The sequence below is a fragment of the Streptomyces sp. NPDC019224 genome (genome assembly GCF_040632605.1).
GTDB lineage: Bacteria > Actinomycetota > Actinomycetes > Streptomycetales > Streptomycetaceae > Streptomyces.
In genome coordinates, this window is the sequence record NZ_JBEYCF010000024.1 from 24,661 (window position 1) to 46,365 (window position 21,705).

The 21,705-nt window shown below is 70.8% G+C and carries 23 protein-coding genes and 5 tRNA genes; 18 read left to right on the plus strand and 10 right to left on the minus strand.

Going from position 1 to position 21,705, the window contains the following annotated elements:
- Window positions 1-335: 335 nt before the first annotated feature.
- The 4 genes from ABZ564_RS17350 to ABZ564_RS17365 form a co-directional block, all read right to left on the minus strand.
- Window positions 336-920, minus strand: coding sequence for an ATP/GTP-binding protein (locus ABZ564_RS17350; RefSeq protein ID WP_028444348.1), 585 nt, complete (start codon window positions 918-920; stop codon window positions 336-338).
- Complete coding sequence (locus tag ABZ564_RS17355) at window positions 901-1,308, minus strand: DUF742 domain-containing protein (protein WP_018521347.1); 408 nt, start codon at window positions 1,306-1,308, stop codon at window positions 901-903. Before ABZ564_RS17355 ends, ABZ564_RS17350 begins: the two co-directional genes overlap by 20 nt.
- A gap of 132 nt (window positions 1,309-1,440) precedes the next feature.
- Window positions 1,441-1,863 carry a roadblock/LC7 domain-containing protein gene (locus ABZ564_RS17360; protein ID WP_003966009.1) on the minus strand — a complete coding sequence of 141 codons (423 nt, stop codon included), beginning with the start codon at window positions 1,861-1,863 and terminating at the stop codon, window positions 1,441-1,443.
- The gene (locus ABZ564_RS17365; RefSeq protein ID WP_360856582.1) at window positions 1,864-5,547 is read right to left on the minus strand and encodes a nitrate- and nitrite sensing domain-containing protein; all 3,684 of its coding nucleotides are present in this window, start codon (window positions 5,545-5,547) and stop codon (window positions 1,864-1,866) included.
- Between the two features lie 581 nt (window positions 5,548-6,128).
- Here ABZ564_RS17365 and ABZ564_RS17370 point away from each other — a divergent pair.
- The 9 genes from ABZ564_RS17370 (at window position 6,129) to ABZ564_RS17410 (ending at window position 10,023) form a co-directional block, all read left to right on the plus strand.
- Window positions 6,129-6,305, plus strand: coding sequence for a hypothetical protein (locus tag ABZ564_RS17370; protein ID WP_360856585.1), 177 nt, complete (start codon window positions 6,129-6,131; stop codon window positions 6,303-6,305).
- A gap of 89 nt (window positions 6,306-6,394) precedes the next feature.
- Window positions 6,395-7,171, plus strand: coding sequence for a fumarylacetoacetate hydrolase family protein (locus ABZ564_RS17375; RefSeq protein ID WP_360856588.1), 777 nt, complete (start codon window positions 6,395-6,397; stop codon window positions 7,169-7,171).
- A complete protein-coding gene (gltX, locus tag ABZ564_RS17380; protein ID WP_360856591.1) occupies window positions 7,164-8,636 on the plus strand; it encodes a glutamate--tRNA ligase in 1,473 nt (490 codons plus the stop codon). Before ABZ564_RS17375 ends, gltX begins: the two co-directional genes overlap by 8 nt.
- Window positions 8,637-8,729: 93 nt before the next feature.
- A complete protein-coding gene (locus tag ABZ564_RS17385) occupies window positions 8,730-9,449 on the plus strand; it encodes an HAD family hydrolase (RefSeq protein ID WP_360856594.1) in 720 nt (239 codons plus the stop codon).
- A gap of 85 nt (window positions 9,450-9,534) precedes the next feature.
- Window positions 9,535-9,606 (plus strand) — tRNA-Gln (locus ABZ564_RS17390).
- A 27-nt stretch (window positions 9,607-9,633) separates the two neighbouring features.
- Window positions 9,634-9,706 (plus strand) — tRNA-Glu (locus tag ABZ564_RS17395).
- A gap of 60 nt (window positions 9,707-9,766) precedes the next feature.
- Window positions 9,767-9,839: transfer RNA gene (locus tag ABZ564_RS17400), tRNA-Glu, on the plus strand.
- Between the two features lie 12 nt (window positions 9,840-9,851).
- A tRNA-Gln gene (locus ABZ564_RS17405) sits at window positions 9,852-9,923 on the plus strand.
- Between the two features lie 27 nt (window positions 9,924-9,950).
- Window positions 9,951-10,023: transfer RNA gene (locus tag ABZ564_RS17410), tRNA-Glu, on the plus strand.
- 155 nt (window positions 10,024-10,178) lie between these two features.
- Here ABZ564_RS17410 and ndgR read toward each other — a convergent pair.
- On the minus strand, window positions 10,179-10,895 hold the full coding sequence (ndgR, locus tag ABZ564_RS17415; RefSeq protein ID WP_018521358.1) for an IclR family transcriptional regulator NdgR: 717 nt from the start codon (window positions 10,893-10,895) through the stop codon (window positions 10,179-10,181).
- Window positions 10,896-11,069: 174 nt separating this feature from the next.
- Between ndgR and leuC the strand changes: the two genes are divergently transcribed.
- From leuC to ABZ564_RS17435, 4 genes are all read left to right on the plus strand, one after another.
- Window positions 11,070-12,497: a 3-isopropylmalate dehydratase large subunit gene (gene leuC, locus ABZ564_RS17420; RefSeq protein WP_360856597.1), complete on the plus strand. Its 1,428-nt coding sequence runs from the start codon at window positions 11,070-11,072 to the stop codon at window positions 12,495-12,497.
- Between the two features lie 2 nt (window positions 12,498-12,499).
- Window positions 12,500-13,093 (plus strand): 3-isopropylmalate dehydratase small subunit, encoded by a 594-nt coding sequence (leuD, locus tag ABZ564_RS17425; RefSeq protein WP_360856600.1) that lies wholly within the window; start codon window positions 12,500-12,502, stop codon window positions 13,091-13,093.
- A 104-nt stretch (window positions 13,094-13,197) separates the two neighbouring features.
- Window positions 13,198-13,425, plus strand: a complete 228-nt coding sequence (locus ABZ564_RS17430; RefSeq protein ID WP_360856602.1) for a hypothetical protein — start codon at window positions 13,198-13,200, stop codon at window positions 13,423-13,425.
- A 143-nt stretch (window positions 13,426-13,568) separates the two neighbouring features.
- Complete coding sequence (locus ABZ564_RS17435; RefSeq protein WP_360856605.1) at window positions 13,569-14,240, plus strand: HU family DNA-binding protein; 672 nt, start codon at window positions 13,569-13,571, stop codon at window positions 14,238-14,240.
- Window positions 14,241-14,332: 92 nt separating this feature from the next.
- Here ABZ564_RS17435 and ABZ564_RS17440 read toward each other — a convergent pair whose 3' ends face one another.
- Complete coding sequence (locus ABZ564_RS17440; protein ID WP_360856608.1) at window positions 14,333-14,536, minus strand: hypothetical protein; 204 nt, start codon at window positions 14,534-14,536, stop codon at window positions 14,333-14,335.
- Between the two features lie 9 nt (window positions 14,537-14,545).
- Complete coding sequence (gene cofC, locus ABZ564_RS17445; RefSeq protein WP_360856610.1) at window positions 14,546-15,223, minus strand: 2-phospho-L-lactate guanylyltransferase; 678 nt, start codon at window positions 15,221-15,223, stop codon at window positions 14,546-14,548.
- Between the two features lie 168 nt (window positions 15,224-15,391).
- On the opposite strand from cofC, the gene ABZ564_RS17450 reads away from it, so the two are divergent.
- From ABZ564_RS17450 to ABZ564_RS17460, 3 genes are all read left to right on the plus strand, one after another.
- A complete protein-coding gene (locus ABZ564_RS17450; protein WP_360856613.1) occupies window positions 15,392-16,144 on the plus strand; it encodes a lysophospholipid acyltransferase family protein in 753 nt (250 codons plus the stop codon).
- On the plus strand, window positions 16,141-17,151 hold the full coding sequence (locus ABZ564_RS17455) for an NAD(P)H-dependent glycerol-3-phosphate dehydrogenase (RefSeq protein ID WP_360856616.1): 1,011 nt from the start codon (window positions 16,141-16,143) through the stop codon (window positions 17,149-17,151). The genes ABZ564_RS17450 and ABZ564_RS17455 overlap by 4 nt, the downstream gene beginning before the upstream one ends.
- Before the next feature lie 69 nt (window positions 17,152-17,220).
- Complete coding sequence (locus ABZ564_RS17460; RefSeq protein WP_360856619.1) at window positions 17,221-18,378, plus strand: D-alanine--D-alanine ligase family protein; 1,158 nt, start codon at window positions 17,221-17,223, stop codon at window positions 18,376-18,378.
- A gap of 61 nt (window positions 18,379-18,439) precedes the next feature.
- On the opposite strand, the gene ABZ564_RS17465 is transcribed toward ABZ564_RS17460, so the two are convergent.
- Complete coding sequence (locus tag ABZ564_RS17465) at window positions 18,440-18,928, minus strand: DUF3515 domain-containing protein (protein WP_360856621.1); 489 nt, start codon at window positions 18,926-18,928, stop codon at window positions 18,440-18,442.
- Between the two features lie 20 nt (window positions 18,929-18,948).
- Window positions 18,949-19,182, minus strand: a complete 234-nt coding sequence (locus ABZ564_RS17470) for an Lrp/AsnC ligand binding domain-containing protein (protein WP_360856624.1) — start codon at window positions 19,180-19,182, stop codon at window positions 18,949-18,951.
- A gap of 240 nt (window positions 19,183-19,422) precedes the next feature.
- Between ABZ564_RS17470 and ABZ564_RS17475 the strand changes: the two genes are divergently transcribed.
- Window positions 19,423-20,394: a thiamine-phosphate kinase gene (locus tag ABZ564_RS17475; RefSeq protein WP_360856627.1), complete on the plus strand. Its 972-nt coding sequence runs from the start codon at window positions 19,423-19,425 to the stop codon at window positions 20,392-20,394.
- A gap of 10 nt (window positions 20,395-20,404) precedes the next feature.
- Window positions 20,405-21,214 (plus strand): bifunctional hydroxymethylpyrimidine kinase/phosphomethylpyrimidine kinase, encoded by an 810-nt coding sequence (gene thiD / locus ABZ564_RS17480; protein ID WP_360856630.1) that lies wholly within the window; start codon window positions 20,405-20,407, stop codon window positions 21,212-21,214.
- A gap of 118 nt (window positions 21,215-21,332) precedes the next feature.
- On the opposite strand, the gene rpmB is transcribed toward thiD, so the two are convergent.
- Window positions 21,333-21,518 (minus strand): 50S ribosomal protein L28, encoded by a 186-nt coding sequence (gene rpmB, locus ABZ564_RS17485; RefSeq protein ID WP_026171429.1) that lies wholly within the window; start codon window positions 21,516-21,518, stop codon window positions 21,333-21,335.
- Window positions 21,519-21,705: the final 187 nt, after the last annotated feature.

Here is a 21,705-nt window from a genome sequence, read left to right on the forward strand (position 1 = left end):
CTCTCGGCGTCGGCACCTACGCTGTGCCGGGTTTTGTTCAGGGCCGTACTTACTCGGGAGTCGGTCGCATTGCAGCACGGCCGGCGGTCGCGTTCCAAACAGTCGGAATGAGGGATTCCGAGTGGCTCATGCCTCAGATAAATCGGGCATAAAGAGCGAGCCCCGCCAAAAGGCGAGGCTCGTGTGAGCGCAGTGACACCACTTGTGCGCATCCGGTATCTGTCGCGGGGCAATTCTCTTTCGAAACGTTATGAAGGTGGGGGCGGATCGTGTCAAAGGACACAGTCCGCCCCCGGTGGCTACGGTAACTGCCGTACGGTACTTCCGACTTGCCGCTACTTGAGCCGGGCCATCAGCGCGTGCTCGACGAGCGTGATCAGGCCGCTCTTCGCGTCCGCGCGGTGCCGTGCGTCCGTGGTGATGATCGGGGTGTCGGGGCCGATCTGGAGCGCTTCGCGGACCTCGTCGGGGGTGTAGGGCTGGTGCCCGTCGAAGCCGTTGAGGGCGATGACGAAGGGGAGCCCGCTGTTCTCGAAGTAGTCGACGGCCGGGAAGCAGTCGGCGAGACGGCGGGTGTCGACCAGGACGACGGCGCCGATGGCGCCGCGCACGAGGTCGTCCCACATGAACCAGAAGCGGTCCTGGCCCGGCGTACCGAAGAGGTACAGGATCAGGTCCTGGTCGAGCGTGATGCGGCCGAAGTCCATCGCCACCGTGGTGGTGGTCTTGCCGCCGGTGTGTGTGAGGTCGTCGATGCCCGCCGAGGCGGACGTCATCACGGCTTCGGTGCGCAGCGGATTGATCTCCGAGACGGCACCGACGAACGTGGTCTTGCCCACGCCGAACCCACCGGCCACGACGATCTTCGCCGAGGTGGTGGCCCGGGTCGCCGCACCGCCGTTAGAGCTTGCGAAGTCCACTGAGCACCCTTTCGAGCAGTGTCACATCCGGCGCGCCGCCGGCCTCTCCATTGCCCGGCTGGTGGATGGCCACCATGCCGGCTTCCGCCAGATCGGCTACGAGAATCCGCGCCACACCGAGGGGCATCGACAGCAGGGCCGAGACCTCGGCCACCGATTTGACCTCGCGGCACAGATGGCAGATCCGCTGATGCTCGGGGAGCAGGGTCCCCAGATGCGCGGGATCGGCCGTGGTGCTGACCAGTGCTTCTATCGCCAGCTGGTAGCGGGGCCTGGTGCGTCCGCCGGTCATGGCGTACGGACGGACCAGCGGCTGGTCACCCTCACCTTCGTACGACGCGTGGCTGGACGCGCCGTACGGATCGGGTGAGGCGGGTGGCGGGGTCATGAGTCCTCCGGGCGTGACAGCAGGGTGTCGGCTTGCCGTCTGAAGGGGCCGGTGGGGGGCTGTAAGCGGCCGGACGGGCGAGGGTTGAGTGCGGTTCCTGGGTTGATCGTCTGTGTCACTGGTTCAGGCCGCCTAGTGGAGCAGGCTGCCCTGCAGCTCCGCACGGAGGTCCGGGGTCAGGACGGTGCCCGCCCGGTCCACCAACAGGGCCATTTCGTAGCCGACCAGACCGATGTCGGCGTCCGGGTGGGCCAGTACGGCCAGCGAGGAGCCGTCCGAGATGGACATGAGGAACAGGAAGCCCCGCTCCATCTCCACCACGGTCTGGCTGACGGCACCGCCCTCGAAGATCCGGGAGGCACCTGCCGTCAGCGAGGTCAGTCCGGACGCGACGGCCGCCAGCTGGTCGGCGCGGTCGCGCGGGAAACCTTCGGACATCGCCAGCAGCAGGCCGTCCGCCGAGACCACCACCGTGTGCGACACCCCTGGGGTGTTGTCCACGAAATTGGTGATCAACCAGTTCAGATTCTGTGCGGCCTGACTCATCGGGCTCAACTAACGCTCCTGCTGGTGAGTGGGGCCGAGGGGGAAACTGCCGGTCTGACCGCTGCCCGCCTGGCGTCCCTGCTGGATGCCCCGGCGGAGGTTGGTCAGACGCCCGCGCACATCGTCGGGCGCTCGCGAGACCTGCGGCCCGGACTGGTGGTTCTGCTGCTGGGCGGCACCCGGCACCAGGTTGGCGCGCGGGACCCGGCGAGGCAGACCGGAGGTGGTGATTCCACCCGCTGCGGGCTTCTTCACCCGCTCCGCCTGCCGGACGATCTCGTCGTTCGGCGAGGCGCGCCAGGCGCTCGTCGCACCGGTGTCGCCGAGGCCCCGCTGCGGCGCGGGAGCCGCGGGCTTCTGCCCGTTCTGCTGCGGGAAGCCCGGCGTCGGCGCGGCGGGAGGCTGCTGCGGGGCACCCTGCTGCGGACCGCGGAACCAGTTGGTCTCCAGCGTGTCGTACAGCGGGGTACGGCCGTCGCCGGGCCCGGAGGCCGGTGGCAGCGCCTCGGGCTGCGACTGCTGCGGCAGGGCCGGACGGTACGGGGCCTCGGGGGCCGGGGCCGCCAGGGGCGGACGCGGCGCGCCGAAGTCCTGGCTGTCGCGCTGCGAGGGCGCCGGCTGCTGCGGGGCGCCGAAGTCCGGCCGGGCGAACTGCGAGGTGCTCGCCACGTCCGGGTTCTGCGGTCCGTTGCCGTACGAGGTGTCGTGCTGCGGCCCGTTGCCGTACGGGCCGGAGTCACGCGGTCCGTTCTGCGGTCCGTTCTGCGCGCCGGGCGCGGGGGCCGAGAAGTCCGGGCGGGGGAACTCCGCCGTGGAGCCCGGGCCCTGGCGGTCGTCCGCCGGAAGGAGCGGGGCCTGCGGCTGCTGGAAGCGGCCCGTGGTCTCCGGCTCCTCGTGACCGCGCGGCGCGTCGAGCGGCGCGCGCCGGGGCGCGGACGGCTCGTCGGTGCCCCAGCTCGTCGTCTGCGGGCGCTCCGGGGCGGGGAAGCCGCCGCCCGGAGCGGCCGGGGCCGGAGTGCCGCCGGGCAGCTCGGCACGCGGACCGCCGACGGGCGGCAGCCGGCGCTCGCCGCGGGCGGGACCGCGCGGCGCCTCGAAGGCGTTGCGGCCGTCCTGGCCGCCCTGGTCGAGCCGGGCCTGCTGGGGCTGCGGGGCCTGCCGGGCGGGGCCGTTCTGCTCGGGGCGCCGCTGGTCGAACAGGCTGGGCGGGTTCGTGTCCGTACCGCCGTCGCCCTGGCCGCCGTGGGCACCGAGCCGGGCACCGCCGAACGCGCCGGCGAGACCGCCGCCCTGACGCGGTGGCTCCGGACGGGCCCCGTCCTGCGGCCGGGCCTGCGGCTTCTGGAACGCCGCGTCCTGCGTACCGGGTCCGCCCTGCGGGTTCTTCTGCTGCGTGCGGCCGACGTCGCGGGCGGGCAGCGCGGCCCGGGGACCGGCGCCGGCGCCGACCTGGCCGCGCTGGGGACCACCGGGGCCGCCCGCGAGCAGGCCGCCGGGGGACTGCTGGCCGGGCGCCTGCTTCGGGGCCGGCTGCTTGCCGCCGTGCGCGACGTCGACCGGGAGCATGACCAGCGCGGTCGTGCCGCCCGAGTCGGAGGGCCGCAGCTGGATGCGGATGCCGTGGCGCAGGGAGAGGCGGCCGACCACGAACAGGCCCATGCGGCGGGAGACCGAGACGTCCACGGTGGGCGGCGAGGCGAGCCGCTCGTTGATCGCCGCCAGGTCCTCGGGGGAGAGACCGATGCCGGTGTCGTGGATCTCGACGAGCACCCGGCCGTCGGGCAGCGCGTGACCGGTGACCCGGACCTTCGTCTGCGGCGAGGAGAACGACGTGGCGTTCTCCAGCAGCTCGGCGAGCAGGTGCACGAGGTCGTTGACGACCCGGCCGGCGACCTCGGTGGCGGGCACGGCGGCCAGTTCGATGCGCTCGTACTGCTCCACCTCGGACGCGGCGGCGCGGAGCACGTCGACGAGCGGCACGGGGCGGGTCCACCGGCGGCCCGGCTCCTCGCCCGCGAGGACGAGGAGGTTCTCGCCGTTCCGGCGCATACGGGTCGCGAGGTGGTCGAGCTTGAAGAGCGAGGAGAGCTGGTCCGGGTCGGCCTCGCGCGACTCCAGCTCGGAGATGAGCGAGAGCTGGCGCTGGATGAGACCCTGCGAGCGGCGCGAGAGGTTGGTGAACATCGCGTTGACGTTGCCCCGCAGAAGGGCCTGGTCGGCGGCGAGACGGACCGCCTCGCGGTGCACGTCGTCGAAGGCCGCGGCCACCTTGCCGATCTCGTCGCGGGAGTGCACACCGACGGACTCGACGGAGGTGTCGACGTCCTGCGGGTCGGACTCGGAGAGCTGCTTGACCAGCTCGGGCAGGCGGTCCTGCGCGACGCGCGTCGCGGTGTCCTGGAGCCGGCGCAGCGAGCGGATCATGGACCGGGCGACGACGAAGGCGCCGACCAGGGAGACACCGAGCACCAGCAGGATCAGCGCACCGGAGATGATCGCCTCGCGCTGGGCCTCGTCACGCAGCTCGCGCGCCTTGCTCTCCATGTCGCTGAGGAGGGTCTCCTCGATCCGCTTCATGGCCTGGATCTTGATGGTGTCCTGGTCGTACCAGTTCATGTACGAGCGGCGCGTGGAGGAGCCGCTCATGGAGATGGGGTTCTCCAGCATCTTCTTGGCGTACGTGTCCGCCGCCTTGATGTCCGGATGTCCCTCCTCGAGCGTCGAGGTCAGCTCGTCGGCGTTCTTGCCCGTGGTGGTGTAGATCGCCTCGAAGGAGTTGAGGGCCGCCTCCTCCTTGCGCTGCGCGGCCAGACCGAACTGCTGGTCGTTCCGGTTGAGCTTCGGCTTCTCGTCATCGCTGTTCGGCAGCGCGGCGGCGATGATCGCGCGCTGGATCGAGGCGTACTCCTTGGAGGAGGAGAAGGCCGCCAGCGCACGGGTCCGCTTGATCATCTCGGGGCTGCTGGTCGCCTGCGCCATGTCCTGGGAGAGGCTCAGCAGCGAGGTGATCAGCTGGCTGTAGGCGTCGACCGTCTGGAGACTCGGGCTGCCATCGACGTACGCCTGCCGACGGGTGTCCCGGATGGAGCCGAGCTGGGCGGCGATCTGCTGGACGCTGGCGTGGATGCTCTCCAGCGTCTCGTCGCCGGCGGTGTCGCCGATGGCCTCCGTGCCGTCGAGGAACGCCTTCCGCGCCCGGTCGGTCTTGTCCCGGGGCGTGGTGACCTTGAAGTCGGTCGCGGGCACCCCGTTGGACAGCGGGCCGGCCGTCTGGTCGCGCTCCTCCTGGAGCGCCTGCGCCAGCGAGGTCGCCTGCTTCGTCATCTCCGTCAGCAACTGCATGTGCTCCAGCTGCTGGATGTCGTTCAGGGACTCGTTGATGCGCAGACCGCCCAGGGTGGTCGCGGCGACCACGGGGAGGGCGAGCAGGGAGACCAGGCGCGTGCTGATGCGCCAGTTGCGCAGCGCTACGCGCGAGCCCGTGTTGACGGGGCCACGCGGCTTCGGTGCGACGGCCTGCTCGGACTCGCCACCGGCCTGCGCGGCGCCGGGGCGCCTGTCGCGGTCGCCGTGGTCACCGGCCGCGGCCGGCCGGGGGTTCTGGGCGTGCTGGGGCGAGGAGCCGCGGTCGGTTCCGCCGCGCGGCTCCTGTTCCGCCGCCGCGCTGCCATCCCTCTTGAAACGTCCCTGCACTAGCGTCGCAACCTCTGGACCAGGCGCTCCTCCGTCGTGAACGGAGAAAACGGTGTCGGCGTGGCGGGGCGTCGTCCCGCCCCGTGGTGGTCGTGAGTGACCGGCGCTCTTCCCCTTCCCGCCGCCACTCGGCGCTGCGTTGCGCCCCTGCGCGCCGGCTTGAAACCCGCGGCGGTGCGTGGAATTTCAGCACAGTGCCGGATCTCCAACAAGGGCCAGGTACCGGGCTGTGACCTGCGTGACACCGTGTGATGACTGCGTAACAAGGGGTGCGGGGTGTTCGGTGACATAACGGACCATTGGGTGCGAGTCCGATCGGGGCGAGGGGTGTCCCAGTCGCCATGATCAGGAGCGGAATGACTCATTCAGGGATGACATGTCCGTTTCTGAGGTCCAGACCATGCGCCCGCATTGCTCCATTTGTCCTGTCGTTCGTGAGCAAACTCACATGAAGATCGCCGTCTCTTCCGGACTCCCGGAGGGAATTGCATGTTTAGCCTGACGCTTTACTGGGATGGCAGAACCGACAACCGGCGCCCCCTCGCACGGGCGGCGCCCCGACGACAGGGCCCGTACGGCAGATGAACACGACGACGTTCCGCAACATCGCCAACCCCCGGCGCACCACGCTGGCGCACCTCAAGGACGCCGAGGCGCTGAGGACGGCGGAACTCCTGGAGCACGCGGTCCAGCTGCCGACGCAGACCGCCAATCCGCGCCGCACGATCCTCATGAAGGCCCCGGCCGCCGCGGAGTGAACCCGCGCGGGAGCGCCCCTCCTGCGCGCTAGCCTGGAGCGTCAGTCTTTTCCAGGCACCCAGCAAGCAGTGAGGGGCGACAGCAACCCGTGCGCATCGCCAGGTTCTCCATCGACGGCAATGTCGCCTTCGGCGCGGTCGAGGGCGACGGGCCCGACGGTCTCGTCCTCGACATCATCAAGGGCATTCCGTACTCCGAGTTCGAGCTCTCCGGGACCAAGGTCCCGCTGAACAAGGTGCGGCTGCTGCCGCCCGTGCTCCCCAACAAGGTCGTGGCCATCGGCCGCAACTACGCGGAGCACGTCGCAGAACTCGGCAACGAGGTCCCCGACGTCCCCGTCGCCTTCTTCAAGCCCACCACCTCGGTGATCGGCTCCGGCGACGCCATCGAGTACCCCTCCTTCTCCGACGAGGTCCACCACGAGGCCGAACTGGCCGTGGTCATCGGCCGGATGTGCCGTGAGGTGCCGCGCGAGCGGGTCAAGGACGTCATCTTCGGCTACACCTGCGCCAACGACGTCACCGCCCGTGACGCCCAGAAGCGGGAGAAGCAGTGGGCCCGGGCCAAGGGCTTCGACACCTCCTGCCCGCTCGGCCCCTGGGTGGAGACCGACCTCGACCCCGGCGACCTCGCCATCCAGGCCACGGTCAACGGCGAGCAGCGCCAGCTCGGCCGGACGAGCGACATGATCCGGAGCATCGAGGACCTGATCGTCCACATCACGGAAGCCATGACGCTGCTCCCGGGCGACGTGATCCTCACCGGCACTCCCGCAGGGGTCGGACCCCTCCATGTCGGCGACGAGGTCGCCGTCACCATCGAAGGCATCGGCACTCTCACCAACAAGGTGATCAAGCGTGGTTAACGCACCAGTCCGCGTACGTTTCTGTCCCTCCCCGACCGGCAACCCGCACGTCGGCCTGGTCCGGACAGCTCTCTTCAACTGGGCCTTCGCCCGGCACCACCAGGGCACCCTGGTCTTCCGCATCGAGGACACCGACGCGGCCCGCGACTCCGAGGAGTCGTACCAGCAGCTCCTCGACGCCATGCGCTGGCTGGGCCTCGACTGGGACGAGGGCCCCGAGGTCGGCGGCCCGCACGCCCCCTACCGCCAGTCGCAGCGGATGGACATCTACAAGGACGTCGCCGAGAAGCTCCTCGCCGGCGGCTACGCGTACCACTGCTACTGCACCACGGAGGAGCTGGACACCCGCCGCGACGCCGCCCGCGCCGCCGGTAAGCCGTCCGGCTACGACGGCCACTGCCGCGAGCTGAGCGACGAGCGGAAGGCCGCCTACGAGGCCGAGGGGCGTACGTCGATCGTCCGCTTCCGGATGCCCGACGAGGCCATCACCTTCACCGACCTGGTCCGCGGCGACATCACCGTGCAGCCGGAGAACGTCCCGGACTACGGCATCGTCCGCGCCAACGGCGCCCCGCTCTACACGCTGGTCAACCCGGTGGACGACGCCCTGATGGAGATCACCCACGTCCTGCGGGGCGAGGACCTGCTCTCCTCCACCCCCCGCCAGATCGCCCTGTACCGGGCGCTCATCGAGCTGGGCATCGCCAAGGACACCCCGGTCTTCGGGCACCTGCCGTATGTCATGGGCGAGGGCAACAAGAAGCTCTCCAAGCGCGACCCGCAGGCCTCGCTCAACCTCTACCGCGAGCGCGGCTTCGTCCGCGAGGGGCTGCTCAACTACCTCTCGCTGCTGGGCTGGTCCATCGCCGAGGACCGCGACATCTTCGACATCGACGAGATGGTCGCCGCCTTCGACATCAAGGACGTCAACGCCAACCCGGCCCGCTTCGACCTCAAGAAGTGCGAGCACGTCAACGCGGAGCACATCCGCCGGCTGGACGTGAAGACGTTCACCGAGGCGTGCGGCCCCTGGCTGCGGGCACCGTTCGCCCCCTGGGCCCCGGAGGCCTTCGACGCGGAGGTCTTCGCCGAGATCGCCCCGCACGCCCAGACCCGGGTCACGGTGCTCTCCGAGATCACCGCCAACGTGGACTTCCTCTTCCTCGACGAGCCGGTGCGCGACGAGGCGTCCTGGGCCAAGGCGATGAAGGAGGGCTCCGACGCCCTCCTCGCCACGGCCCGCGCCGAGCTGATCGCCGCCGACTGGAACGCGGACGCCCTGAAGGCCGCGGTCCTCGCCGCCGGCGAGCAGCACGGCCTCAAGCTCGGCAAGGCCCAGGCCCCGGTCCGGGTCGCCGTCACCGGCCGCACGATCGGTCTCCCCCTCTTCGAGTCCCTGGAGATCCTGGGCCGCGAGAGGACGATCGCCCGCATCGACGCGGCCCTGGCCGAGCTGGCGGCGTAACGCGTCACGCGAAGCACGAGGACGGGCCCGGCGGCCGCACAGCGCGGCCGCCGGGCCCGTCCGTCCGTATGCGGCCGCGCGTAGAGTCGGGCCATGCCCATCAGAGCCGTCCTCTGGGACATCGACGACACGCTCTTCGACCACACGACGGCCGCCGCCACCGGCATGGCGCGGCATCTCGCGGCGGAGGGGCTCCCCGAGGGCTACGCCACCCCCGACGAGGCCGTCGAGGCGTGGCAGCGGCTCACCCGGCGCCACTGGGCGCGGTTCTCCGCCGGGGAGACCGACTGGCAGGGGCAGCGGCGCGACCGGGCCAGGGAGTTCCTGGGACGGGCGCTGGACGACGCCGAGGCCGACGCCTGGTTCGAGCGGCACGTCTCCCACTACGAGGGCGCCTGGGCGCTCTTCCCGGACGCCGTCCCGGCGCTCGACGCCCTGGCGGGGACGTACCGGCACGCCGTGCTGTCCAACTCGGCCCTGGAGTCGCAGCACCACAAGCTGACGGTGCTCGGGGTGCGCGACCGGTTCGAGTCCCTGCTGTGCGCGGCCGAACTGGGCGTCTCCAAGCCCGCAGCCGGGGCGTTCCTCGCCTCCTGCGAGGCGCTGGGACTCGATGCGCACGAGGTGCTGTACGTCGGGGACGAACCCGACATCGACGCCGCGGGAGCCACCGCCGCAGGCCTCGCCGGCGTCTGGCTGGACCGGCACGGCAGGGGCGGGCGGCCCGAACTGGTCCGGATCACGGGGCTCGGCCAGCTGCCCGGACTGCTCGCGGGCCATACCCGTTTTGGAGCGTCGGACACCTTCGGGTAATGTTCTTTCTGCGCCGCCCGAGCGGGCCGAAAGATCCGGCCGGGAAGCGCAGACAGGAACAAGACCCTCAGGGGTTGCGTTTCAGTGGGCTATGGTGTAATTGGCAACACTACGGTTTCTGGTACCGTCATTCTAGGTTCGAGTCCTGGTAGCCCAGCGCAGTACAGAGCAAGTTGTAGGACAAGCCCCCGTTGTGTAGCGGCCTAGCACGCTGCCCTCTCACGGCAGTAGCGCCGGTTCGAATCCGGTCGGGGGTACAGATCCTTCCCGCGAGATCATCTGGGTCGCACCCACGGTCTCGATGCAGGATCGCTAGGGCCCCCGTTGTGTAGCGGCCTAGCACGCTGCCCTCTCACGGCAGTAGCGCCGGTTCGAATCCGGTCGGGGGTACTTGCAACACCATGGGCTATGGTGTAATTGGCAACACTACGGTTTCTGGTACCGTCATTCTAGGTTCGAGTCCTGGTAGCCCAGCGCAGTACAGAGCAAGTTGTAGGACAAGCCCCCGTTGTGTAGCGGCCTAGCACGCTGCCCTCTCACGGCAGTAGCGCCGGTTCGAATCCGGTCGGGGGTACAACAGAGCAACAGGCAGAGGCCCTTCACTCCGGTGAGGGGCCTTTCGCTTGTGCGCGGCGCGGCCCTCGGCCCGCTCGCTCCGTACCGCTCGTGAGAAGGGGGCCGCCACGACGCTGGGGCGGCTTCGGGGAAGAGGAGGGGGATGCCGCCGGCTCAGCCGTTGCGGCGCAGCGCCTCGCTCAGCCGGGCGGCCGAGTCGATGACGGCCTGGGCGTGCATCCGGCCCGGGTGACGGGTCAGCCGTTCGATCGGTCCGGAGACCGAGACGGCGGCGACCACGCGGTTGGACGGGCCGCGCACCGGGGCGGAGACCGAGGCGACGCCCGGCTCGCGCTCACCGATCGACTGGGCCCAGCCGCGGCGCCGTACACCGGAGAGCGCCGTCGCCGTGAAGCGGGCGCCCTGGAGGCCGCGGTGCAGACGCTCCGGCTCCTCCCAGGCCATCAGGATCTGCGCGGAGGAACCCGCCTTCATGGTGAGCGTGGAGCCGACCGGCACGGTGTCCCGCAGACCGGACAGCCGCTCCGCCGCCGCCACGCAGATGCGCATGTCGCCCTGGCGGCGGTAGAGCTGGGCGCTCTCGCCGGTGATGTCGCGCAGATGCGTGAGCACCGGCCCGGCCGTGGCCAGCAGGCGGTCCTCGCCGGCCGCCGCGGCCAGCTCGGAGAGCCGGGGCCCGAGAATGAACCGGCCCTGCATGTCCCTCGCCACCATCCGGTGGTGTTCCAGTGCCACGGCCAGCCGGTGGGCCGTGGGTCGTGCGAGCCCGGTCGCCGCGACCAGCCCGGCGAGGGTGGCCGGTCCGGACTCCAGGGCGCTCAATACCAGAGCCGCCTTGTCGAGAACGCCGACGCCGCTAGAGTTGTCCATACGACGATACTCCCGTCTCACTCTGTGAAACGCAAGTTCAAATTTCCCGGGAAGTTGCGAACCTGTACCGGCGGCCCCACAACGGCCCGTAGCCACCGCCCCGTACGGGGGTCGGGACGGGGGCGCACCGAATCTCTAGTTGGGCCGGCGACGACGCCGGCCGGAGGGAAAGCGATGGGTAGGACACTCGCGGAGAAGGTCTGGGACGACCATGTTGTCCGGCGCGCCGAGGGCGAGCCCGACCTCCTCTACATCGATCTGCACCTGCTGCACGAGGTGACCAGCCCGCAGGCCTTCGACGGCCTGCGGCAGGCCGGACGCCGGGTGCGGCGCCTCGACCTCACCATCGCCACCGAGGACCACAACACCCCGACCCTCGACATCGACAAGCCGATCGCCGACCCGGTCTCCCGCGCGCAGCTGGAGACGCTGCGCAAGAACTGCGCGGAGTTCGGCGTCCGGCTGCACCCGCTGGGCGACGTCGAGCAGGGCGTCGTGCACGTGGTCGGCCCGCAGCTGGGCCTGACCCAGCCCGGGACCACCGTCGTCTGCGGTGACTCCCACACCTCCACGCACGGTGCGTTCGGCGCCCTCGCGTTCGGTATCGGCACCAGTCAGGTCGAGCACGTGCTGGCCACCCAGACGCTGCCGATGGCCCGCCCGAAGACGATGGCGATCACCATCGACGGCGAACTGCCCGACGGCGTCACCGCCAAGGACCTGATCCTCGCGATCATCGCCCGCATCGGCACCGGCGGCGGCCAGGGATACATCCTCGAATACCGCGGCCCTGCCATCGAGAAGCTCTCGATGGAGGCCCGGATGACCATCTGCAACATGTCGATCGAGGCCGGCGCGCGGGCGGGCATGATCGCCCCCGACGAGACCACCTTCGAGTACCTCAGGGGCCGCGACCACGCCCCGCAGGGCGAGGACTGGGACGCCGCCGTCGCGTACTGGAAGACGCTGCGCACCGACGACGACGCGGTCTTCGACGCCGAGGTGGTCATCGAGGCCGCCGAACTGGCGCCGTTCGTCACCTGGGGCACCAACCCCGGCCAGGGCGCGCCCCTGTCGGCCAACGTCCCCGACCCCGCTTCGTACGAGGACGCCTCGGAGCGCAACGCCGCCGAAAAGGCGCTGGAGTACATGGGGTTGACCGCGGGGCAGCCGCTGCGCGAGATCAGCGTCGACACCGTCTTCGTGGGCTCCTGCACCAACGGCCGCATCGAGGACCTGCGCAACGCCGCCGCCGTCCTGGACGGCCGCAAAGTCGCCGACGGCGTACGGATGCTGGTCGTCCCGGGCTCCGTCCGGGTCGCCCTCCAGGCCGTCGACGAGGGCCTGGACAAGGTCTTCACCGCCGCCGGGGCCGAATGGCGGCACGCCGGCTGCTCGATGTGCCTCGGCATGAACCCCGACCAGCTGGCCCCCGGCGAGCGCTCCGCCTCCACCTCGAACCGCAACTTCGAGGGGCGGCAGGGCAAGGGCGGCCGCACGCACCTGGTCTCCCCGCAGGTCGCCGCCGCCACCGCCGTGCTGGGCCGTCTGGCCTCGCCGGCCGACCTGTCCGACGTCCGTACGCCTGCCGGAGTCCGATAACCATGGAAGCTTTCATCACGCACACCGGCCGGGCCGTCCCGCTGCGCCGCAGCAACGTCGACACCGACCAGATCATCCCCGCCCACTGGCTGAAGAAGGTCACCCGGGACGGCTTCGAGGACGGGCTCTTCGAGGCCTGGCGCAAGGACGAGAACTTCGTCCTCAACCGCCCGGAGCGCAAGGGCGCGACGGTCCTGGTGGCCGGCCCCGACTTCGGCACCGGCTCCTCCCGCGAGCACGCGGTCTGGGCCCTGCAGAACTACGGGTTCAAGGCCGTCATCTCCTCCCGGTTCGCCGACATCTTCCGCGGCAACTCGCTGAAGAACGGTCTGCTGACCGTGGTCCTGGACCAGAAGACCGTCGACGCGCTCTGGGAGCTGACGGAGGCCGACCCGACGGCCGAGGTGGCCGTCGACCTGGAGGCCCGGCAGGTCCGCGCCGAGGGCATCACGGCCGACTTCGAGCTCGACGAGAACGCTCGCTGGCGGCTGCTGAACGGGCTGGACGACATCAGCCTCACCCTTCAGAACGAAGCGGACATCGCGGCCTACGAGGCTGCCCGGCCGGCCCACAAGCCCCGCACAATTCACGCCTGATCAGCACGTTTTCAGGACTGCGCCCCCTGCCTTCTGGTAGGGGGCGCAGTCGTTTGTTGGGACCCCGTCGGGCGACAACTCGCCCCAGATGGCACAATCGGTGCATGGGACGCGACAGCCAACTCAAGCTTTACGGCCAAGTCGCCGACCAATTGAAGGAAGCGCACTCCCGGGTGCGCGCACTGCAAGTCCCGGACGGCGTAAGGATGGCGTTGAACCGGAAGCTGTTGGTCGTCACGGCCACGGCGAAGCACGATCTCCCGGGCGCGGCAAGGCGTCTGGACCGGTTGATGAAGGACCTCGACGAGGGCCGATTCCCCGAAGGTGACTGACCCCGCAGAACTGCGCGGCGGTCCACTTCGTTGCGGCACTAGGGTGATTAGCCCGTTTCGTGTTTGATTTGCGGTATATATCTGCCTAACGTGCGAAAAAGCCTGAACAGATTCGTTCCGGCAATGTCTCCGAAGGGGAAGACGTGAACAAGGCGCAGCTCGTAGAAGCGATTGCCGACAAGGTCGGCGGCCGGCAGCAGGCCGCGGACGCCGTCGACGCGGTGCTCGACGCGATCGTCCGTGCGGTTGTCGCGGGGGACCGGGTCTCGGTCACCGGCTTCGGCTCGTTCGAGAAGGTCGACCGCCCCGCCCGCTACGCGCGCAACCCCCAGACGGGTGAGCGCGTGCGGGTCAAGAAGACCTCGGTGCCCCGCTTCCGCGCGGGCCAGGGCTTCAAGGACCTGGTGAGCGGCTCCAAGAAGCTCCCCAAGAACGACGTGGCCGTGAAGAAGGCCCCCAAGGGCAGCCTCTCGGGCGGTTCTTCCGCCCGTACGACGGCCAAGGCCGCCGCGAAGAAGGCCACCGCCAAGAAGGCCGTGGCGAAGAAGGCCACCGCGAAGAAGGCCGTGACCCCGGCGAAGAAGACCACGGCCGCGGCCAAGAAGGCCACCGCGAAGAAGACGTCGCCGGCGAAGAAGACGACGACGGCCGCCGCGAAGAAGGCCACCCCGGCGGCGGCGAAGTCGACGGCGGCCAAGAAGACCACCGTCGCCAAGACCGCGCCCGCCAAGAAGACCACGGCGAAGAAGGCGCCCGCGAAGAAGACCACGGCGCGCAAGACCACGGCCAAGAAGGCCACCGCGCGCAAGAAGTGAGACCGGGCCGCACGGGCCCCCACACGCGCCGGGCCGGGCTCCCCTCGGGGAGCCCGGCCCGCGGGCTGTCCGGGGGAGCGCCCCGGAACCCCTCAGAACGTCTGCAGCGTCACCAGGGTGATCCGCAGCGCGGCCCCCTCGCCCTCGCCCTCGATCCGCACCCGCTGTCCCGGACGCAGCAACCGCAGCCCGCCGGCGTCGAAGGCCGCTGCGTCGAAGTCCACCGGGGTGCCGTCGTCGAGCAGCACACTGCCGCTGCGGGTCACGGGGTCGTACGTGTACGAGGTCGCCTGCATGGGTGCAGACTATCGGTCCGGCGCCAACGCCCCGGCGGCCCAGCGGCCCGCCGTGAACGGGCCGACGCCCAGCGCCAGCGCCACCCGGAGGTCCTCGCCGGTGTCCACGTCCCGGCGCACCGAATCGATTCCCGGCAGCGTGATTTCCACCGCGCCCGACGCCAGATGGTGCGCCCGCGAAGGGCCGCCGAAAGCGGGCCGCAATTCCACTCCCGGACCGGCCGACAGAAATGTCGTCCCGATGCCCGCCGCATCCGGAACAAAAGCGCGGGGAAAAGCGGCAGAGAATTCGAGGACCCGGGACAATTCCGCCGGGCGCAGTGCGGGAAGATCCGCGTTGAGCGCCGCGAGCGGCGCATCCGCCCGGGCCGCCCGGGCCACGTGCTCACCGTGCGCGAGGGCGGCATTGAGCCCCGCGGCCGGGGAGTCGGGCACCACCCGGGCGCCGAGCGCGGCCAGCGCCGTCCCCGCCACCGTGTCGTCCGTGACGACCACCACATCCGCCACGTCCGGGCAGGACAGCGCGGCGGCCACGGTGTCGCGGGCGAAGGCGAGGGCGAACCGGGGGCGCAACAGGGCGCCGGAGGCGGGCACCAGCCTGCTCTTGGCCCGCGCCAGGGGCTTCAACGGGACGACCAGGGACCAGCGGCCGGCCGGGTCGGTGTTCGTGGCGGTGCCTCCCTCCATACGCGTCGCCGCCCATTCTCGCCTGCCGGTGCGCCGACCCGGAGGGGCGCTCCCCGGGGCGGGGCGTACGGTGTTCTCGACAGAGCAGGGGCCTGGGGCGAGACTTGACCCTCGGTAGTCAGGCAGCAATCAGCTCCACAGCCCCGTTCGCAGAGGAAAGGTGTCCGAGTGTCCCGCCGCAGAATCGGCTTCTGGTACCGCCTGGCGGCGGTCATTGCGAAACCGCCGCTGGTGGTTCTGTTCAAGCGCGAGTGGCGGGGAATGGAACACGTTCCGGCCGAGGGCGGATTCATCACCGCGGTCAACCACAACTCGTACCTGGACCCGCTTTCGTACGGGCACTTCCAGTACAACACCGGCCGCGTGCCGCGGTTCCTGGCCAAGGCCGGGCTCTTCAAGGCCCCCTTCGTCGGCATGATGCTGCGCGGCACCGGCCAGATCCCCGTCTACCGCGAGACCACCAACGCGCTGGACGCCTTCCGGGCCGCCGTGAACGCCATCGAGCGCGGCGAGTGCGTCTGCTTCTACCCCGAGGGCACCCTCACCCGGGACCCCGCGATGTGGCCGATGGCCGGCAAGACCGGCGCCGCCCGCGTCGCGTTGATGACCCGGGCCCCCGTCATCCCGGTCGCGCAGTGGGGCGCCAACGAGGTGATGCCGCCCTACGCCAGGGAGAAGAAGGTGCGCCTCCTGCCCCGCAAGACCCTCCGGGTCCAGGCCGGCCCGGCCGTCGACCTCTCCCGGTTCTACGACAAGGAGCCGACGCCCGAGCTGCTGCGCGAGGCCACCGAGGTGATCATGCGGGCGGTCACCGCGCAACTGGAGGAGATCCGGGGGCAGCAGGCACCCGCCGAGCCCTACGATCACCGCAAGGCCCGCGTCGAACAGCGGCGCAGGGCCCAAGGAGAGGGACTCACGTGACGCACCCCGCGAAGGCCGCCGTCTTCGGAACCGGCTCATGGGGTACCGCCTTCGCCGTCGTCCTCGCGGACGCGGGCTGCGAAGTGACGCTCTGGGGCCGCCGGGCCGAGGTCGCCCAGGCCGTCAACACCACCCGCACCAACCCCGACTACCTGCCGGGCATCGAGCTCCCGGCCTCGGTCCGGGCCACCACGGACGCGGCCGAGGCCCTGCGCGGCGCCGACTTCGCGGTCCTCGTCGTACCGTCCCAGACGCTGCGCGCCAACCTCGCCGACTGGGCCCCGCACCTGGAGCCGCAGACGGTGCTCGTCTCCCTGATGAAGGGCGTCGAACTCGGCACCGCCAAGCGGATGAGCGAGGTGATCGAGGACGTCACCGGGGTGTCCGCGGACCGCATCGCCGTCATCACCGGGCCCAACCTCGCCAAGGAGATCGCCGAACGCCGCCCCGCCGCGGCCGTCGTCGCCTGCCGGGACGAGTCCGTCGCCCAGCGCCTCCAGGCCGCCTGTCACACCCCGTACTTCCGCCCGTACACCAGCACCGACGTGGTCGGCTGCGAACTCGGCGGGGCCGTCAAGAACGTCATCGGGCTGGCCGTCGGCATCGCGGACGGCATGGGGCTCGGCGACAATGCCAAGGGCTCGCTCATCACCCGGGGCCTCGCCGAGACGATCCGGCTGGGCGCGGCCATGGGCGCCGACCCGCTGACCTTCTCCGGGCTCGCCGGTCTCGGCGACCTGGTGGCCACCTGTTCCTCGCCGCTCTCGCGCAACCACACCTTCGGCACCAACCTCGGCCGGGGCATGACGCTCCAGGAGACCATCGCCGTCACCAAGCAGACCGCGGAGGGCGTCAAGTCCTGCGAATCGGTGCTGGACCTGGCCCGCAGGCACGGCGTCGAGATGCCGCTGACCGAGACCATCGTCGGCATCGTCCACGAGGGCAAGCCGCCGAAGGTCGCGGTCAAGGAGCTGATGTCGCGCAGCGCCAAGGCCGAACGGCACTGACCCCGTTCGGCCCCGGGCGGCCCGCGCCACGCTGACTCGACCGGTACCAGCAGGTACGCTCATCGCGATATGAGCAGCGAGAACCTCCCCCAGAGCACGGAGCAGCAGCTCCGCAAGCCGCGTGTGGCCGTCGTGTTCGGCGGCCGCAGTTCCGAACACGGCATTTCGGTGGTCACGGCCGGCGCCGTCCTGAACGCCATCGACCGGACCAAGTACGACGTCCTGCCGATCGGCATCACGACGGACGGCCGCTGGGCGCTCACCGCCGACGACCCGGAACGCATGGCCATCGCGAACCGGCGGATGCCGGACGTGGACCAGCTGGCCGAGTCCGACGAGGGCGGCGTCGTGCTCTCCGTCGACCCCGGCAGCCGCGAAGTGGTCTACACCGAGCCCGGGGCCGTTCCCAAGGCGCTCGGCGAGGTCGACGTCGTCTTCCCCGTCCTGCACGGCCCGTACGGCGAGGACGGCACCCTGCAGGGACTCCTGGAACTGTCCGGCGTGCCGTACGTGGGCGCCGGCGTCCTCGCCTCGGCCGTCGGCCAGGACAAGGAGTACATGAAGCGGGTCTTCACCTCCTTCGGCCTCCCCGTCGGCCCGTACCTGGTGGTCCGTCCCCGCGAGTGGGACCGCGACCCCGCCGCCGCCCGCGAGCGCATCACCGGTTTCGCCGCCGAGCACGGCTGGCCGCTCTTCATCAAGCCCGCCCGGGCCGGCTCGTCCATCGGCATCACCAAGGTCGACGACGTCTCCGGTCTCGACGCGGCCATCGAGGAGGCCCGCCGCCACGACCCCAAGTTCCTCGTCGAGTCGCTGCTGCGGGGCCGCGAGATCGAGTGCGGCGTCCTGGAGTTCGAGGACGGACCGCGCGCCAGCGCGCCGGCCGAGATCCCGCCCGTCACCGCGCACGACTTCTACGACTTCGAGGCCAAGTACATCGACGCCGCCTCCGGGATCGTGCCGGCGCCGCTCACCGACGAGCAGACCGCCGAGGTCCAGCGGCTCGCCGTCGAAGCCTTCGAGGCATGCTCCTGCGAGGGCCTGGTGCGCGCCGACTTCTTCCTCACCGAGGACGGCGGCTTCGTCATCAACGAGATCAACACCCTGCCGGGCTTCACCCCGATCTCCATGTACCCGCGCATGTGGCAGGAGAGCGGCGTCGGCTACCAGCAGCTGGTGGACCGCCTCATCCAGGCCGCGCTCAGCCGGCCGACCGGCCTGCGCTGACCCGCTCCCGGCACGGCGAAGGGCGTGCGCTCGCTTCGAGCGCACGCCCTTCGCCGCGGCCCTAGAGCCGGTTCGGAACCGTCTTCTCCACCGCCGGCGCGAAAGCCGCGAGCGGTGTCGTGTCGTGCGCGTACGCCTCCGAGAGCGACACCTCGACGTACACCTTGCGCAGGGTGGTCGTCAGCCGGGGGCCGTCGTCGTCCCGCTGTTCCAGCATCCAGTTGACGCCGTTCGCGGTGATCCCCTTCGACTGGTCGTCGTCCATCTTCGCGGGGCGCTCCACACCGCAGCGCAGTACGATCGCCCCGTCCCCCCAGCCGGCGGTCAGCTCCGAACCGGGTTCCGGATCGCTCCGCTCCAGACCGGCGACGGTATCCGGCAGCTCCCTGTCCAGCGCACGGCAGTAGGCTGCGGCTTCCGGGGAGGGGGAGGGCACCGTGACCGACGCCGTCGCGTCGCCCGCGGAACAGCCCGCCGCGGCAAGCACCAGCAGGGCGGCGAACGGACCGAGGAGCACGGAATGGGGGAGCCGGCGGCTGGAGGACGTCACCGGCCCAGCGTAGACGGGGGCTACAGGTGAACGACCGGGCAGGTCAGGGTTCGGGTGATGCCGTCCACTTGCTGGACCCGCGCCACCACCATGCGTCCGAGTTCGTCGACCGTGTCGGCCCGGGCGCGCACGATCACGTCGTAGGGACCGGTGACGTCTTCTGCCTGGATGACTCCCGGGATCTCGGAAATGGTCTCGGCGACGATCGACGCCTTGCCCACCTCGGTCTGAATGAGGATGTACGCCTGTACCACGGAACCTCCAGAGCGGCCACGAGGATCATGTGGGGGAAAGGGACGCCACGTTATCGCGTCGCCGCGCGCGGCGGGGAGACCCACGGGCCGGATGACGTCCTCAGCGTGGCGTGCAGAACGCACAAGTTGACGTATCTCTTGACACTACCGACAGCAGTGACGGCACGCGACCGCGAGTGGGGCGGCGCGCGCGGGGGACAGGCCGGAAGGTCCGGCCCGACAGATGAGAGGTGACACTCGGTGAAGGCAACCGTGGGCGAGTTGGGGGAGTTCGGGCTCATCAGAGAGCTCACGTCCCGGCTCACCACCACTCCGGCGGTCCGGCTCGGCCCGGGCGACGACGCCGCGGTCGTGACCGCCCCCGACCGCAGGGTGGTGGCCAGCACGGACATCCTGCTGGAGGGACGGCACTTCCGGCGCGACTGGTCGACGGCGTACGACGTGGGCCGCAAGGCCGCCGCGCAGAACCTTGCCGACATCGCCGCCATGGGCGCCGTCCCCACCGCGCTGCTCCTCGGCCTCGTCGTCCCCGCCGAACTCCCGGTCACCTGGGCCGCGGAGCTGATGGACGGCCTGCGCGACGAGTGCCAGGTCGCGGGGGCGGCCGTGGTCGGCGGGGACGTGGTGCGCGGTGACACCATCACCGTCGCGATCACCGCCCTCGGTGACCTGCGCAACCACGAACCCGTCACCAGGGCGGGCGCCCAGCCCGGGGACGTCGTCGCCGTCACCGGCTGGCTCGGCTGGTCCGCCGCCGGATACGCCGTGCTCTCCCGGGGCTTCCGCTCCCCGCGCGCCTTCGTCGAGGCCCACCGCCGCCCCGAACCGCCGTACCACGCGGGCCCCGCGGCCGCCGGGCTCGGCGCCACCGCCATGACCGACGTCAGCGACGGGCTCGTCGCCGACCTCGGGCACATCGCCGAGGCCAGCAAGGTCCGCATCGACCTGCGCTCCGGGCTCATCGACGTGCCGTCCCAGATGTCGGACATCGGGCAGGCCGTCGGCGTCGACCCGCTCCAGTGGGTGCTGACCGGCGGCGAGGACCACGCCATCGTCGCGACGTTCCCGCCCGACGTGAAGCTCCCGGCCCGCTGGAAGGTGATCGGCGAGGTCCTCAACCCCTCGGCGCTGCCCCAGGTGACGGTCGACGGGGCGCCCTGGAACAGCAAGAGCGGCTGGGACCACTTCGGTGACATCGAGGACGCCCAGTAGATTGCGGCGTATGCCGATAACCACCCCCGTACCTCCCCGCGTGCTCACCGTCGCCGGATCCGACTCCGGCGGCGGTGCGGGCATCCAGGCCGACCTCAAGACGATGCTGGCGCTCGGCACGCACGGGATGAGCGTGCTCACCGCCGTCACCGCGCAGAACTCCCTCGGCGTCCAGGGTGCCTGGGAACTGCCCCCCGAGGCGGTCCGCGCCCAGTACCGCAGCGTCGTCGACGACATCGGCGTCGACGCGGTCAAGACCGGGATGCTGGCGTCCGCGCCCCTCGTCGAGACCGTCGCGGAGCTCCTCGCGGGGACCGGCGCCCCCGTCGTCGTCGACCCGGTCGGCGTCTCCAAGCACGGCGACCCGCTCCTCGCCGCGGACGCCCTCGAATCGGTCCGCACGAAGCTGCTCCCCGTCGCGACCGTGGCGACCCCCAACCTGGACGAGGTGGCGCAGCTCACGGGCATCACCGTCACGGACGAGGCCGGAATGGCCCGGGCCGCCGGCGTGCTGCTCGGCTTCGGGCCCCGCTGGGTCGTGATCAAGGGCGGGCACCTGCCCGGCGAGCCCGTCGACCTGCTCACCGACGGCACCGAGGAGCACTGGCTGCGCGCCCCCCGCCACGACAACCGGCACACCCACGGCACCGGCTGCACCCTCGCCTCCGCCATCGCGAGCCACCTGGCGCGGGGCGCCGGCGTACCGGCGGCGGTCCGCGCCGCGAAGGCGTACGTCACAGGGGCGATCGAGGCGGGCTTCCCGCTCGGCGCGGGCATCGGCCCGGTACGCCACGGCTGGCGGCCGCTTGACGCGGGCTGACCGCGCGGCCCACCGGACGCCGCGGGCACCCGCCGGCGTCCGGGCACAGCAAAAAGCCGGTCCACCGAGATGGACCGGCTTTTTGGGCAACCGGTAGGGCTGCGCTACGACGGGAACGTCAGCGCGCGACCTTGCCGGCCTTGATGCACGAGGTGCAGACGTTGAGCCGCTTCGGCGTCCGACCGACCACGGCACGCACGCGCTGGATGTTGGGGTTCCAGCGACGGGACGTACGGCGGTGCGAGTGCGAAATGTTGTTGCCGAAGCTCGGCCCCTTGCCGCAAACGTCGCAGTTGGCAGCCACGGGTCACTCCAAAGACTTCAGATGCACTTACAGTGAATTCCGGTACGCCGGATTCAAGGTCTGAAGTGGCGGTACCGGGGGAATGTCCCGACTTTCGTCGGGCAACCGAAGCAGCATACAACGGCTGCTCCGGAGATACGAAACTACCATGGGTTCCACCGCCGCCCTCCCCGCCCCCGGACCGGCC